This window comes from Flavobacterium sp. B330r (genome assembly GCF_056824325.1).
Map to the genome: position 1 here is coordinate 4,011,966 of NZ_CP124860.1, position 15,587 is coordinate 4,027,552.

Consider the following 15,587-nt stretch of genomic DNA (forward strand, 5'->3'; position numbering starts at 1 on the left):
GTTAATACTTTTTAGGTATTTCTACTTCAATATGAACTCCCTTGAATCGAACTTCAAAAAGTCTTATAGATGAATACTTTACATCTGAATTATAATTTGAAATTATATTTGTAATCAGTTTTTTAAATTCATCCCTTACATGAAGCGTTAACTTGCTGAAAGTCTCCTCAAATTCATTTCTATCAATTACCTTAGAAATATATTTTTGATGACAATCATAAATCTGACCTCGAAGTTTAACCAATACATATAGTTCACGCATCATTCTAAGGGAAATTATGATCTGGGCATTATGATTATGAAGCCTGAAGTATCCATCAGAATTTAAAACTACAGTGGTCATAAGATCAAATAATCCTTTCCTGTCTTTTAGGATTGAATAATATAACGCTTCAAAGATGGAATAAAATGACTCTTTAATCTTTTTATCCACATTTAGAGGAATTGTATCAAAAAGTTCATTATATAAATCAAAAAGTTTGTAGTTTGTATTTACTGTCTGAATCTGCTTTGATTTTAAAGATTCAAAAAGCCCTATTCCATTGTCTGAAATCGAAAAACATGTTCTTTCTTTATCTGTGAACATTAATGCATATACATCCGATTTGGAATGTAAAACTCCATTTGTTATTAGCTCGGATAAAATCTGCACATAATCAAAAACGATCTCTTTATTGTTACTGCTCTCGTTCAGGATAACTTCAAAATGGTCTTTAACTTTATAAGTATAGTATTCGATTAGATAATCCCTCTGCTGTTCAGGAGGGAGTGTGCTAATACTATTTGTGATAACTCCTTCGTTTAGTGAATAGAAGCGAACTTTATGCTCAGGTCTCTGTTTATTTGAATCAAAAAAACCTAAAAAATCCTTATTAAAGGATAAGATATTTTTGTGGAACTTATGAAAATCACCAGAAATCTTAAAAAAATCTGACCTATCTAGAAAGGCTAGCACTTTTTTAGTGGAATGTGTATTATACAATTGCAGTGTTATACTTTCCTTGTGAAATTTAGAAAGCTGGTCGGCTAGTGACAAAAATAGAGGAATGCTGATAGGATCAAAGTAATAGGTGTGAAAAAAAGATTCTTTTTCATCTTCCCCAATTAAAAAAAAAGTTATTTTTTCCTGTGGAAACTGCCTGTAAAAACTTGCGACGCTACCTAAGAAGCTTGAATAAAAGTGGAATGGCGTAAAAGCCTTATTGTTCAATAAAATTGGTACTCCTTTCATTATTTTTTTAGATTTTTTAACTTTAAAAGCTTCCTAACATAAGTGCAATTCTAAATTATTTTATTGTAATCTGTAATGTAAAACAGTTGCATTGAATCCCGTGATCTAACATTATCCAATAAATTGAGTCCTTAGGTAAATATTTTACATTGAGCTGACTAATATAAAGAAAGAAAAAAAAAGCAGGCAACAGTATAAATACCTGTTTATAATTAGATACCTGTTTTTTTAGTTATATTTTTAAGCAGGCACAAAATAGAAAATGTTTTAAAAAGAATTTTACGGGTTTCCGTAAATTTTGAAGTTTAATTTATTCGTTAAAAAAAAGAATATTTATTCCTATGAAGGTAATCTAATAATCTAGTACTTTTCGATGTATGGAACTGCATTTTGAAGATTTTACGCTAACACTGAAAGCTGACGATCTGGAAAGCAATCCCGATGAGATACTGCAGGCTTTCCATTATTTGGTCGAAAACTTCCAGCCGAGATGGTCGTCCATTATTGTAGAGCAGGGAAGGTCAGAAAAGAGGTTACAATCCAGCTTATGTATCAGGAAGTATTTTAAAAGACGGCGTATGGATTTAGAGGACGGAATCGAAAGATATGCATCGGCACAGGAAAATGTGTACCGTCAGGCATTGGATGAAATAAAAAATGGCAGGAAGACCAGCCATTGGATGTGGTTTGTCTTTCCCCAGATCATAGGTCTGGGATTTACGGATTACAATATCTATTATGGGTTAAAGGGGCTAGACGAAGCCAAAGAATATCTCGGTAACCCCGTTCTTGGTGAGCGCCTGGTAAAAATTTCGCAGGCGGTTCTGGACTTTTAGGGGAAAACCGCATTGGAGATTTTCGGAAAGCCGGACCAGCGCAAGCTCAGATCCTGCATGACCCTGTTCAGCCTCTTGTCGAACACGGATCCCGTATTCCAAAAAGTATTGGATAAATATTATCAGGGAGAGATAGATAAGAAGACAGTTGCCATTCTTGCTACAGATCCACGAAAGTAAGGGTAACCGTTCTGCGTTGCTTTTGAAATTATACAATAAAAATACCTAATCCATGCTGAAATTGCAAACTGAAAAAATAGAAATAGATTTTTCGAAATTAATGTTATGCAAGTCTAGTTTATGGATTTCCGTAATTTGATATGCCTTTTAATTCAGTTATTTGATGACAAGTGGCTAAGCATAATGAGGCAACTCATAAAATGCTTTTCTGAAAACTAAATGAAATAAGCTGTTTTAACAGATGTAGAATTTGATTCATTTGCTTTAGCGTAATGAAGTATATTATGTTGAAAAATTAGAATAAATTGTGTTAAAAAAAGAGGTAAATTGCAAAACTACTTAAACAAGAATAGAAATGGCAGATTCAGTTTTAGCGATCCAGAAAGGATTCGAATTTCAGGCTAAGTTTTTTTGGTATAAGGCCTGTTCCTTATATCGACCGGGGTCAACGGCAGTAGAGGTAACGTATGAAGCTGATGGTGTTCCCGGATTTGATGACGTAACGGTCTCTTTTGATCCACCAAGGTTAAGCACATATGGCTACAGCATAAGCAGGGAATGTTATCAAGTCAAGTTCCATGTTGACCATTCCAGCGCATTTGACGTGGATGCGCTGATTGATCCCTCTTTTATTGGGGCTGTTTCCGAATCGCTTCTCCAGAAATTGTACAAAAATTATTTAGCCTCCCCTGAGGACTACGCTAAAACAAATTACTATATCATAAATACTTGGGGAGTGGACCAAAAAGATGATCTGATTAAACTGCTCAATAATGAAGGAGCTGTAATCTTCAAGAGACTCTTTGACGGGACTACCGACAGGTCACAAATGGGCAAGATTAGAAAAAAATGGAGAGATCATCTTGGACTCTCAGAGGATCGCGAATTGAAAATCGTACTTAGGCAGCTCAGGATTCGTGCTAATCACGTTTCAGGGGAATATTTTGATGAGCCACTAAGCTTTGCTTTAGCAGCAATAAACCTTAAGCCTTTGCATGACGATAAACGCACCAGCCCATATTCATCCCTGATTGTCCGTCTTCATGAGGAAAAATCAAATAGGCTTCACAAAGATAATCTATATACAATTCTGGCCCAAGAGGATCTATGGGTTACAACTACCACGAATGAAAAGATTTTCGCTAGTGCAGGACTGCGTACATTTAGAAAAGGGGCTGAAAATATGGAAATGGAGACAGATAAATGTTTATGCCTCTTAAAGCACTTCGAATCACGGTATATATTGAATGAACCTTTGTGGAAGAGCGAGGTTCTTCCAAGCATTGAAGCATTTTCACAGGAGCTGATCGGTTTGGGAAAGCCCATAGTTCTGCATCTGGATGCTCATATTTCGACGGCATATGCACTCGGCTATTACATCGGTAACAAGTCTGGAACTGATATTACCATCGTTCAGAAATCCCCGAAGGGCCGTGTATACTGGAAACCTGAACTGGAGGCTACTGGAGAGGAGACTGAGCAGTGGGACTATACGGAAAGAGATGGCAATGCAGATGGGGATGATCTGGTACTCTCGATTAGCATCAGCAACGATATTTCGGCGGAGGTGGATCACTTTGTTGAATCGCACGTACCGAACGCGGCAGCCGTTTTGCATGCCAAAGCAATTTCCGGTTGCGGTTTCAGTGCCGTCAGGAATGCTGATCATATTATGGAGTATATCGTATTTTTAAACAGGAAAATACGTACTTGGAAAACTGCAAAAGGAAGAGGGAAGAGAATACACATCTTTATTTCGGCGCCAAACTCTTTCAATTTCTTTCTTGGCCAGCAGGCATCTGGTTACGGCAGAATTTCGCTTTACGAGTACGATTTCGAGGGTATCCGTAGCGGAACTTATGTTCAATCACTTAATTTACCTTAAACAATAAATGGGAAATATAAACAGTTACTTTACAGATTTTTTAACTGGCATCAGATTAACACAGACACAGAAAGATGATGCCAAGAGAGGCCATACAACACTTCGAAACAGGTTATTGGCCGACGATGATTTAAAGGATATCATCGTTACAACATTTCTTCAAGGAAGTTACAGGAGATCAACAGCAGTCCGACCAAACGGTGAAAAGAGAGCGGATGTAGACGTTATTGTTGTTACCACTCTTGACCAGGATAGTACTACACCCGAAGAGGCATTGGAGAAATTTGAGCCTTTTGTGGAGAAACATTACAAAGGAAAATGGGTAAAGCAGGGCAGATCGATTGGAATTTCGCTGTCCTATGTCGACTTGGATATCGTGGTTACTTCCGCGCCTTCTGAAGTTGACAAGAGCGGGCTTCGTTCAAAAAGTGTGACAACAGATCTGACGCTCGAAGATTTGATGACAGGATCATATGACTGGAGGCTTTCCAAAGGTTGGAACGAGCCTGATTTGATGAAGGCGGTGAATCTATTGTCTGAGTCGGTGCGTGCGGAAGCCGAGTGGAAACTACAGCCTTTATGGATACCGGATCGTGAGGCAGATATCTGGGAGGAAACTCACCCGCTGGAGCAAATCAGATGGACACGTGATAAGAACAAGTCAACTAATGGCTATTACGTCAACATCGTAAAGGCATTCAAATGGTGGAGAACGTTAAAAATTACAGATTTGAAATATCCTAAGGGATACCCAATCGAGCATATGCTTGGAGACTGCTGTCCCAACGGCATTACAAGCATGGCTGAAGGTGTGGTCCTTACCTTTGAAAAATTTGTAGACAAGTTCTCGGCATACCGAGCGACAGGAATCGTACCAGAGTTTCCTGACAGAGGTGTTCCTTCACATAATGTGTGGCACAGGATCACAAAAGATGATTTTAATAAGTTCTATGACCACATGAAAAATTACGCGGAAAAAGCCAGGGAGGCCTACGATGAGAAGTCACTTACGAAGGCTACAGAGAAATGGCAGGAAATATTCGGGCCTAAATTTCCGCTGGCTCCAGAAGACGACGACAATGGAGGAACCAAAAATTCAGGACCGACGGGTTTTACACCGAGATCCGGAGTTACTGAACCCGATTCATCTAGATTTGCATAAATGGAGGAGCCATCAGAAATCATTCTGCACGGAAGGAGGTTATGTGAACAAATTACTAGCTACAAACTGCTTGAAGACCTAAGCTGGTCAGTTTCGGAAAAAAAATGGGTGCTTAAGTTTGCGCTTTCAGGGGATTTTCAAGGAACAGACAGAGTGCCTGTTGAAACGTTGTGGTATGCTCTGATATCGAAGAACTATCCTTACGGCTCGCTGTGTATTTTCCCTGCAACCCAAGGAGGCATAACATCGACTTTTCCTCACATGAACATTAATCGGGATACTGGCAAACTATGGAGATCAGGAGATATCTGCATTAAAACACAGTATGGCACTTGGAAAAGTACATATTTTAATAAGGAGCCATTTGATGCGTACCGCCTTCAGTGGTGCATTAAAAGAAGCCTATTATGGATCAAAGCCGCCGCTGAAAGCAGGCTTCAGGTAGCTGGAGATCCTTTTGAATTTCCGCATATCCCGAAGGAGAGCAAAATATTCACCGGTTGGATTTTTTCTGAAGACCCTGAAATGTTTCAGAATTGGCAGGTCTCAGGGAACAAGGGGTTACTGGAATTCTATAAACCTGAGTTTAATGCCAATTTAGCCGTGGTTCTGAACTACAGCCATGATAATGGTTCTGCTGTCAGATATGAATGGGGTAACCTGCTTTCGGATTCAAAGAATGGCACAGAGGTGGCATTGTGGTTCCGGGTTTCCGACATACCGGTTATCGAACCTTGGCAAATTCCACTTACTTGGGGTGAACTTTTTGAATTATGTGAAAAGAAAGGATGGGCTTTAAGGGAATTTCTGTTTGATAAGCTGGTAAAAGGCAGGCTTTTGGACAAGACAAAATATTTGGCAATCGGTTTTCCTGTGGCACCATTTATAGGTCAGGAACCTGAACGGATGCACTGGTTTGCAGTGCGGCTGCCTGGTCTTCATAAATCTATGACTGGATTCAGAAAAAACACCGATGAGTGGAGAAAAGCCCAGTTTTCAAGGATTTATGCTAAGCATCAAAGCATTAAATGGCTTCATTCCGAGAACTGGATGAAAGACCAGATTACGGCGCGAGGTTTGGCTAATAGGCAGCTAACTGATTTTAAAATCTGCATAATAGGCGCGGGTTCAGTTGGCTCGTATTTGACCGATCTTTTAGCAAGAATGGGCTGTGGAAGACTTACCATTGTGGATGATGACGGAGCACAGGTGGGCAATTTCTCAAGGCATACCCTTGATATGAAGTCCCTTACCTATTATAAAGCACAGGAAGTTGCCAGGAGGGCAAACAACACCTTTCCGTTCATAAAAGCAGATTTCTGCATTCAAACCATTGAAAAGGTTTTGGAGCGAGAACCTAAATTTCTAGACCAGTTTGATCTCATTATCGACTGTACGGCTGAAGACAGCGTTCTTAGTATACTTTCGGAGCACTGTACTACAGAGCAACAGATTGTATTTTCGATTTCCCTTGGCATAGAGGCGAGAAGCCTGCTGGCCTTAATGATGCGAAGTCCGATGCAGGAGCTCTTTTCTGAATTCAAGAAAAAAACTAAAGCTTGGTCAGAAGAGCAGAAGCAGAAATTTCCAAATCCGCAGTTCCCGTTGGAGGGAATAGGGTGCTGGCATCCTATTTTTCCAGCACGAATTGATGACATTCAAGGCCTTGTTGCCTGCACAATAAGACAGCTTGAAATATTTTTAAGTGAAGCCGTACAATCCAAACTGATCATAATAGAGCGTGATGATAGTGGCGGTGTATCAATTAAAACTTTACTATGATTTTTATACTAAAGAGTACCGGGATAAAAGTTGCGATAGAAGACCATCATATAAAAAAAATGAAAAATCTCATCAAAACTGCGGGAATAAACGAAACGGGAGGAATAATCCTTGGCAGTTATACGGATTCAGCGACGGCAACGGTAAGCGAAATAATGGATCCTCCTGAAGACAGCAGAGCCGGTAGATATTGGTTTGAAAGAGGGATAAAGGGGCTGAAATCGATCCTGAACGCTGCATGGAATAGGAACCAATATTATTTAGGTGAATGGCATTATCATCCAAATGGAACCGTAGAGCCAAGCTATCAGGATTACCAACAGATGAGTAAAATATCAAAGAGTGAAAAATACTACTGTCCAGAGCCCATAATGATTATAATTGCGGGAAATTTTCAAGATTACAAGCTCGGTGTGTACATTTCTGACCGAAATCTAAACAAAACTTTTAAATTGCAACAATTTACAAAGGATGTTAAATGATATAAAGATGAACAGTAATCTGGTTATACACAATGATGAAGACAGGGACAAAGATGATTTTCCTATAAATGGGAAAGGTGTCCACATTCATCTTAATGACGGTCAAGGATATGTATTTATTCCGCTCTACAGCAATATTTTTATTAATGTTCCTGAGAAAGCAGGGATAAAATTCGACCCCAACAACAAATTGGAGGTAAACGCGGCGGTTGATACTCTTATTAATATTCTTGCTAATGGCTTCTATGATAAACTGGAGACCATTTATACTATCGATCTTACAGACGAATGTAAAAGAGCTAACAAGATACGAACTAACGGACCTGCAAAATTTCTAGTAATCGAAATGTATTTTGATTGGATAAATAAATGGCTTAATTATCTGGGAAATGTTTTTAATTTTGAATTCAAGCTTTTAGTATATTCCAAATATAAGGAAAAGATTAAGAATGATCTGCTTTTTTTGGAAACAGGTCTGAAAGAGATCAATGCGCCCATAGGCCATGTGAAATTTGCTAGGAAATGGCTTAAGGAAACAGATTCGAACATGAATTCGGAGGGTAAGGCCAGATCTTCTAAAAATGATTACAGGGAAGCTGGTCGGCTACAATCGAATATAGATTTGAAAGTTAGAAGCCATCTAAAAGAGGAAGATTCAAAGCAGATCCGGAATATTCTGATACCATTATCAGGAAAATGGAATCGGACGCTGATTATGAGTGAACCTGATTTTGAAAGGCTGGTGTTGTACACGACCCAAATTTATGAAACTGGAAAGCTGCCTGCAGGCTGCGAAAGGTTTCCTCGAACGGGTACAACAATCGAATTTATGCGAAAGACGATACATCTGGTCTATCTTAATATTAATAAAAAGCATAAAACGTCCTTCATTTCTCTACTGCACCTTTTCAAGCAACTGGAAAACACTTCGCCAAGCACCACGAGCAGTAAGTTTTCAGTATACACAGGTAGCTATGAAGCAGATCTAAAAAAATTGATAGAATATTGAGGTTATTTTGGTGATTTAAAATCGCCATTGAATCACCACTTTTATTTGCATCATATTCAAATCAGTTATATATATGAGAGCAAATAAAATTAAGTTGAGGGTAAAATGGGTCTTAAGAATTCCGGTAGCAGATGCCGTTTTGAAAATCAGAATAAAAAAAGGAAACGTAAAGTTAAATGCTGGCTTTCTGAATTTTAAAATTACTAAAAAAATCACTCACTATGAATTGATTATCCTACTCTGGAGAATTGTTGGCTTTGAGTTAAAAATTCGTTCGCTTTGTCAGTTTTTAATTCGTAATTATTAGAATTGATTTCAATATTTTTGGTTTTTATTGCGGATCACTTTTAAAAATAGGGAAACAGAATTTACCAACGAATACCATAGATTCTAATGAAGAGAATATTTAAGAACCGTATTGTAAAGGGGCATTAATCTCGAAATAAATAGTAGAATCTTTATTGTTTTATCTTATTTAAAAATGGAAAAATACCAACATAGACGTGGATTCCAGTTTAACAGCTTTTTACGAAAAGATGAGCTTCACTGATTTCTGTAAATAGTTTTCAATCTAACTTCAAAAAAGAACTGTTATCAAAGTATCGTTAATTTTCATCAGGATATATGACGCAAAGCATTACTAATAGTAAAGCATAGCTATTTTTTCTTTTTGATTACTAAATGGGATAGGGAAGGATCATGTATAAGACGTTCCATTTCTGAATTTACAATTTCGGATATGTCTTCTTTTATCTGCAGATAATTTCGTTCAATCATTGTGTTGTTTATAATACGCACCGGGTTTATTCCATGATATGAGTCTTCTTCTTTTTTAAGCTGCTCGTGATCATTGATTGTTTCTGAATGGAAAGTTTTTAGCTCAATTTTACAATAAGGATTATCGGCCGTAATACCGACAAATTCACCCGAGCTCAAACAGGAAATTTTAGAAGCCGGAACGGCAGCTTCCAATTGTTTTGATCTGCTGATGGAGGTATCCGAGCTGTTGATGGAAATACTCTCGCGGTCCTGCATTATTTTTCCAAAACGTTCAGAAAGCTGTTTTGCGGTATCACCATTAACCTGCCCGCTGATGATATTTCCGGTGATATTGAGTATGACATCCGCCTGCTCTCGGCCGTAATCCTTGCGCAGCTGGCTGAAGTCCTGAATCCCCAGACAGGTGCTTACCTTGTTGCTTCTGGCCGTGGCTATAAGGCTGTCCATATTATTTAGATATATAGTTGGAAATTCATCAAATATAAGACTGCTTTTAAGCCTATCTTTTTGGTTTACCTGCTTGATGAGCCTGCTTACGTAAAGCGAGAGAACGGCTCCATAGGTCTGTATCTTAAGCGGGTTATTTCCCATGCATACAATCTTGGGATCTTCGGGATTATTAATGTCAAGCGTGAAGTCATTTCCGGAAAGCACATAGTAAAGCTGTGCACTGGAAAGCCTTGCCATAGATATCTTGGCGGAGGCTATCTGCCCCTCCAGCTGCTCCATAACATTCTGGAGGTAGGCACTGACAAATGGATCTATCAAAATCTCGATTTCTTTTTCAGTTCTCAGCAGGGTAAAAAGACTGTTGTATTCGACCTGCATCAATTCAATTACATGAGGCAGGGTGCAGAATTCACCGTTGTTGTATTTACGGAGATACCATATAACAGCGGAAAGAAAATTGATGGGCGATTCAACGAAAAAGTCTCCCTGCTTTTTTATCCATTCACGGTTCAAACCCAAAAGAATGGTGCGTGCTGATTCTGATGCATCGGTAATGTCGTCCATTGATTTTGGATCAAGGGGATTGCATCTGTGCGTGCGGCTCAGATCATCAAAATTAATGACATAGAATTTCGGTTCCACCTTGTATAAATGCTTATTCTGAAGCCAAGTATTATAGGCTATTATGCTGAGGTCGTCAAATTTGAAATCATATACAAACATTGAGAAACCCTTACGGATATGCTGGGTTATTATATGACGGATCACAAAATAGGATTTTCCAGAACCAGGCGTACCTGCAACCAAGATGCCCCGAAAAGGGTTGATGATGTTAATCCAGCTTTTTCGGACTTTGTTTTTCAAGTTATAGTGTGCCGGCAGGTTAATGGAATATTCATTTTCAAGGAGCCTTTCTTCCTGAGGGAATGTCTCGTTTTCCCTGTTGAAAATATCCTTATTGTTGAGGTTTCTTTTTATAATTCTCGACAAAAGCGTACCGCCTGACAGCAGGAGCAGATATCCGGCAGCTGTGCACAGCATATAAAGAACAAGTTTATGTTCCAGATTAAATTGTGTGATCAGGAAAAAATAACTCAAGAAATAAGCCAGCAGTCCCAAAGCAATATAACAAAACGCAGTTTTGAATGCCAGCTTTTCATTTTTTCTGCCCTTTGCCCCAAACAGGGAAATGCATAAGAATCCCAAAGAAAAAAGCTTGGACAGATGAAAATAATCAAAGAGTCTGGTGCGAAAAATACCGGCCAATATCTTATCCGGAAAACTGCCTGCAAGTCCCCATATTCTAAAAACATTATATCCATAAAAATAGAAATGAAGAAATAACAAAATCATGCTGATAAGCCTTGTCATATCCAAAATTTTTCTAAGCGCCTGTTCATTTTCCCCTGTTTGCATAGTCCTAGTTTTCAGTTAGTAATCCGATTGTCCTTTTCCTTTCCTTCTTTTCTTTTTTCTTTTCAGCTGAGATGGAATAAAATCAGCAGAAAATTCGGGCTGGAGCACCGAATCAATTATCTTCTGCAGCTGGTCTGCTGAAATAAAAGAGGAATGGTTCTGCTTGTTATTTACTTCATTGCCATCCAGAATTTCAACTGCGGTTCTGCCGGTGCTAAAACTTTTTATGCCGCACCTCTCTTCAATGCCGGATACCGCATATGGCTTTCCTAAAGCACTTCCGTTAAATACACATTTTGTCTTATGGTCTATATAGGTCAATCCATAAAGAATTCCCTGTTCATTTCTTCGTTCAACGGTCTTGATTCCATCCTGGATCAGAATTCCGTCGAGATCAGAAACTGCCTTTACTCTGTTCTGCATAAAAGCGAGATCAACTGCATTCTTTACTCTCTTCAAATGGGAATTTCGTCCTGTCTTATTTGCAACAAATCTTAATTCCAGATTTTTGAGGGTCGGTTTCATGTAAAAGCTGCTGGCTTTTAAGGGAACGCCTACGGGCTGTTTTTTATCGTTCAAAATCTGGTAGGCCAGACCTTTATGGAGAAACATTCTTGAATCCTTACTGCCCTGCAAAGCAGTAACATTATAAAGATTCAGCACTGCATTTAATTCCCCAGCAGTGATATACTTATAATTAGGAATTACTGCGTTCAATACGGCAGCAATTGCTTTTTTTGTTTCAGCTGTTCCGTAGTCGACAGCACTGCTTTTTGCTGGTTTTATATTTAGAGTCTTTTCCCTATTGCACTCCTGTGCAGGAACCAGACTGAATGCCTTTTCAATTTCTTTGCGGGCTATTTCAGATTGGTTTCGGCCTATGTTCTGCATGTCAATTCTCTTTCCGTCGGACTTCACTTTTACAGATACAATATGAATGTGCGGATGTCCTGCATCATGATGCTGATAGACTAGATAAGGCTGAGATACAAATCCGATTTTTTCCATGTAGGTTTGGGCAATTTCCATAAGTTTTTCTTTCGATAAATCATTTTCCGAGGAATCAAAATTGAGGGATATGTGCACGCTTCCCCGTGTGACATTTGTGTTAAGTTCGAGCTGTTTTAAAAGAAGTTTCAGTCTTGAATCCTTATGCAGTTCACATGCTGCTGCAGGATAATTTCCTTCTCCAATAAGTTCTGCTTTTCCTGCTTCTATTTTGTTTTCATTGTAATTGAAAATGCTTCTGACTGACGATCCCGTATTTATGACTGCAACCATTTTTCTGCAAGTTTTCGGATTGTGATTCTAATCTCTTCAATAGAATTGAGCAGTATTTTCTTATCTGTTTCAAAACCCAGAATCCAAATTTTGAAATCAGAAATCTGCGAAAGAGAGTGCAGTTTTTTTACCGCCTGATTAAAGTTGTTTCCAATGGGATTCAGTTCTGTTCTGAGCCTTGTTAATTCAGATATCATCTCATCAAGAGATTGGTTTCTGTATTTTAAAACAACAGGTTTCCGCAGCAGATTTTTCCGGGCAAAATCACTCAGTTTTGGGCAGAGCGACTCTGCAAAATATTTCTGAAGGATCTTATATTCCTGCTCACTGAGCCTTAGATGAAGCCATCTGTTTCTGTTTTTTTTCTCGTCTTTCATCATTTTTCTTTTTCATTTGACATTACAAATCTTCCAGTTTTCACTGCCAGCGAGTTCCGAGCAGAGAGGCAGCAAGATATCGGTTGTGATACAACCGGACATCTTGCAGATTGCAGGAACGTGGCAATCTTTCGGAGCCTGAATAAAAAACTCAGACTTCTTTCAAATACTTAGACGAATTTATGCAGGAAAATCCAATGCATCCCATCATAGGTAAATTTTGCCTATGATGCTTTGATGCATCATTGCTAACTTTAAACTTTGATTTATTAATTTAAAAATGCTGAAATTATGAGTACAAAGAATTATGCAGCCAAGGTGTTTGATACTGTATTGAGCATCCCTGGAATGAGTGAGCCGGTGAAGATTGATCTGAAAATTTCACGCAAAAATGTACTGCTTTTATCCCACTTTATAGAAAGGGGATTGCTGCTGGAAAAGGATGAAGGTAGTCTCATGGGAAGCATAGCAGAGGACGAACTTACCGAACTAAAAAACATCTCGCAGGAATGCCTTCAAAAGGCCGGCCTTGTCGAACTCAATCAAAAGCTTTTGACGTTTATTGAAGATTGAATGTCTTAAGTAAAAAAAGGACTTAGAAAGTGAAAATGCTTTATGGATATTTAATCTGTAAAGCATTTTTTATTGCAGAGTTTCAAAAAGTAAATTGGCGTGTTTTTGATGTTTTTTGGCGTGTTTTTGATGTCTATTCTTTAAAAATTCGGGTTTACATTTGCATAGGTTTAAGAATAAATCAGTTTATAAAAATCAATATTTTAAAAGACTTAACAATGTACTTAAAACCACAAATAAAAAATATCATTATCGAAATTATAAGTCTTTTGTATATTTTGCTTTTTGTTTATGCAGCTATGAGCAAAGTTTTAGATTTTGAACGATTCGAAGTTCAGCTTGCGCAGTCCCCTCTGCTGAGCGCTTTTGCTTTTATAATCTCACGTGCCGTTATTATCGCAGAGCTGATAGCAGTCTTACTTTTGATGCTCCCTGGTGCTAGATCTGCAGGCCTTTATATCTCTTTGTCACTTATGACCATGTTTACTGTATATATATTCATAATTCTTCATTACAGTTCTTTTATTCCTTGCTCCTGCGGTGGAATTTTGGAGAAGATGACCTGGAATGCCCATCTGATTTTTAATTTGCTTTTTGTGGTACTTGCTCTAACGGCAATACTCCTGCAATCAGCCCTGAGAAAAAACGGACAATGGACATCACAAAGTCAAAGAAATTTTAAGCTGGCTACAGGATCAATTTTTTTAAGTATCCTTCTGGTTGTTCTATTGTTTATCAGTTCGGAGGATATTATACATAAAAAAAATCCATTAATTCGGCGCTATCCACATTATCTGTTAAAGCCCCTGCATACAGTTGAGCTGAATTTCAATTCCTACTATTTAAGCGGGTCTTCCGATGAAAAAATCTATCTGGGAAATTATACAGATCCCCTTCATCTGTTGGAGATCGATACACTAGGCAATAAAAAGGATATTCAGATTATTTACCATAATAGAAATCTTCCTTTTCAAATGGTCAGTATAGAGACACATCAGGATTATTTTTATTTAATGGATGGTACAGTGCCTAGTGTGTTTAGGGGGAATGTAGTGGACTGGAAAATCACCACACGCATTGATAAAATCCCTGGGTTCACTGCAGCAAGGGTCATTGACAGCAATACAATTGTTGTGCGAAATAACAGAGGGAAAAATAGGTCAAATATCATTGGTATCTTTCAGGGCGGAACACAGCAGTCGGGACATTATTCGTCCAATCTACTCAAAAGTCAGATTGATGGGATTTTTGATACCGACGGGCTTCTGCTTTACAACCAGGAACTAAAGCATATTATTTACTTATACTACTACCGAAATCAGTTTATTGTTGCCGATAAAAATGGCTCATTAATTTCTGAGGGCAGGACAATTGATACTATATCCAAAGCCAAAATTAAAGTAGGATACCTGAAGCAAGGTACGGAAAGACAAATGGCGGCACCTGCCTATAAGGTGAATTCAGCAGTAGCCACAAAGGCACATCTTCTTCTGGTGCATTCAATGGTACAAGGACAGTATGACAGTGATAATTTATGGAAACAGTCCTCGATAATTGATGTATACAGCTTAAAGAACAACAGCTATCTTTTCAGTTTTTCAATTCCTGATGAAAACGGCAATAAGATCAAAAATCTGCTGATGACCAAAACACATCTTTTTGCAATGGCAGGCACAAAACTTAAAATTTTTAAGCTTTCAGGCCTCCTTAAACAAGAAATGAACAATTGAGACATTGAATGCTAATTATTGATAAAGATATACTGGCCAGTATCAGGAATCAGATCGAACACCTGTAGAAAAAAGTAGATCATGTTATAATTTAAAATTTACTGTTATGAAAACAATATTTTTGAAAAGAAGTTTGCCATTTGCAGCTGTACTAGTACTGGGTGCTTCAGGTGCATTTATAACAACTTCTATGCAGAGTTCCAAAAAGGATGTTTTACCTAAAATTGGATATCTTGACGGGCCAAACGGTCCTTGTAGTGTACAGGTTCAGTGTGATACTAATCCAGGGCCATTTTGTCGCGCAAACTATGATCCGGATTCTCCTGATATAGCGAGAGATAAGGATACTGATTGTGCAGAGGTTCTTTATCGTCCGAACAATTAGTCAGGGACTTTAAAGAAATGCAATGCAG

Annotated in this window: 13 protein-coding genes and 1 pseudogene; 10 read left to right on the top strand and 4 right to left on the bottom strand. The window is 38.2% G+C overall.

Annotated elements, in window-relative coordinates; all coding sequences use genetic code 11:
• Position 1: 1 nt before the first annotated feature.
• Positions 2-1,231, bottom strand: a complete 1,230-nt coding sequence (locus tag QLQ95_RS17905; protein ID WP_202703891.1) for an ATP-binding protein — start codon at positions 1,229-1,231, stop codon at positions 2-4.
• A gap of 578 nt (positions 1,232-1,809) precedes the next feature.
• Between QLQ95_RS17905 and QLQ95_RS17910 the strand changes: the two are divergent.
• From QLQ95_RS17910 to QLQ95_RS17940, 7 genes and pseudogenes are all read left to right on the top strand, one after another.
• Positions 1,810-2,247: pseudogene (locus QLQ95_RS17910) on the top strand (DUF1810 domain-containing protein).
• Positions 2,248-2,602: 355 nt separating this feature from the next.
• Entirely contained in the window at positions 2,603-4,132 is a 1,530-nt protein-coding gene (locus QLQ95_RS17915) for an SAVED domain-containing protein (protein WP_482500936.1), read from the top strand.
• Positions 4,133-4,139: 7 nt separating this feature from the next.
• A complete protein-coding gene (locus tag QLQ95_RS17920) occupies positions 4,140-5,294 on the top strand; it encodes an SMODS domain-containing nucleotidyltransferase (RefSeq protein WP_482500938.1) in 1,155 nt (384 codons plus the stop codon).
• The gene (locus QLQ95_RS17925) at positions 5,295-7,076 is read left to right on the top strand and encodes a ThiF family adenylyltransferase (RefSeq protein WP_482500940.1); all 1,782 of its coding nucleotides are present in this window, start codon (positions 5,295-5,297) and stop codon (positions 7,074-7,076) included.
• Positions 7,073-7,558 (top strand): Mov34/MPN/PAD-1 family protein, encoded by a 486-nt coding sequence (locus QLQ95_RS17930; protein ID WP_482500942.1) that lies wholly within the window; start codon positions 7,073-7,075, stop codon positions 7,556-7,558. Before QLQ95_RS17925 ends, QLQ95_RS17930 begins: the two co-directional genes overlap by 4 nt.
• 7 nt (positions 7,559-7,565) lie before the next feature.
• Positions 7,566-8,567: a hypothetical protein gene (locus tag QLQ95_RS17935; RefSeq protein WP_482500944.1), complete on the top strand. Its 1,002-nt coding sequence runs from the start codon at positions 7,566-7,568 to the stop codon at positions 8,565-8,567.
• A 73-nt stretch (positions 8,568-8,640) separates the two neighbouring features.
• Positions 8,641-8,874, top strand: coding sequence for a hypothetical protein (locus tag QLQ95_RS17940; RefSeq protein WP_482500945.1), 234 nt, complete (start codon positions 8,641-8,643; stop codon positions 8,872-8,874).
• Between the two features lie 350 nt (positions 8,875-9,224).
• Here the strand turns inward: QLQ95_RS17940 and mobC are convergent, their stop codons facing one another.
• Genes mobC through QLQ95_RS17955 form a run of 3 tightly spaced genes read right to left on the bottom strand, consistent with a single transcriptional unit; the run spans position 9,225 to position 12,874 of the window.
• Positions 9,225-11,213: a conjugal transfer protein MobC gene (mobC, locus tag QLQ95_RS17945; RefSeq protein WP_482500946.1), complete on the bottom strand. Its 1,989-nt coding sequence runs from the start codon at positions 11,211-11,213 to the stop codon at positions 9,225-9,227.
• 15 nt (positions 11,214-11,228) lie between these two features.
• The gene (locus QLQ95_RS17950; RefSeq protein ID WP_482500948.1) at positions 11,229-12,494 is read right to left on the bottom strand and encodes a relaxase/mobilization nuclease domain-containing protein; all 1,266 of its coding nucleotides are present in this window, start codon (positions 12,492-12,494) and stop codon (positions 11,229-11,231) included.
• Entirely contained in the window at positions 12,479-12,874 is a 396-nt protein-coding gene (locus QLQ95_RS17955; protein WP_482500950.1) for a plasmid mobilization protein, read from the bottom strand. Before QLQ95_RS17955 ends, QLQ95_RS17950 begins: the two co-directional genes overlap by 16 nt.
• 288 nt (positions 12,875-13,162) lie before the next feature.
• On the opposite strand from QLQ95_RS17955, the gene QLQ95_RS17960 reads away from it, so the two are divergent.
• From QLQ95_RS17960 to QLQ95_RS17970, 3 genes are all read left to right on the top strand, one after another.
• A complete protein-coding gene (locus QLQ95_RS17960; RefSeq protein ID WP_482500951.1) occupies positions 13,163-13,444 on the top strand; it encodes a hypothetical protein in 282 nt (93 codons plus the stop codon).
• Positions 13,445-13,479: 35 nt separating this feature from the next.
• Entirely contained in the window at positions 13,480-15,174 is a 1,695-nt protein-coding gene (locus QLQ95_RS17965) for a MauE/DoxX family redox-associated membrane protein (protein ID WP_482504067.1), read from the top strand.
• 106 nt (positions 15,175-15,280) lie between these two features.
• Positions 15,281-15,559 (top strand): hypothetical protein, encoded by a 279-nt coding sequence (locus tag QLQ95_RS17970; protein ID WP_482500953.1) that lies wholly within the window; start codon positions 15,281-15,283, stop codon positions 15,557-15,559.
• Positions 15,560-15,587 lie beyond the last annotated feature (28 nt).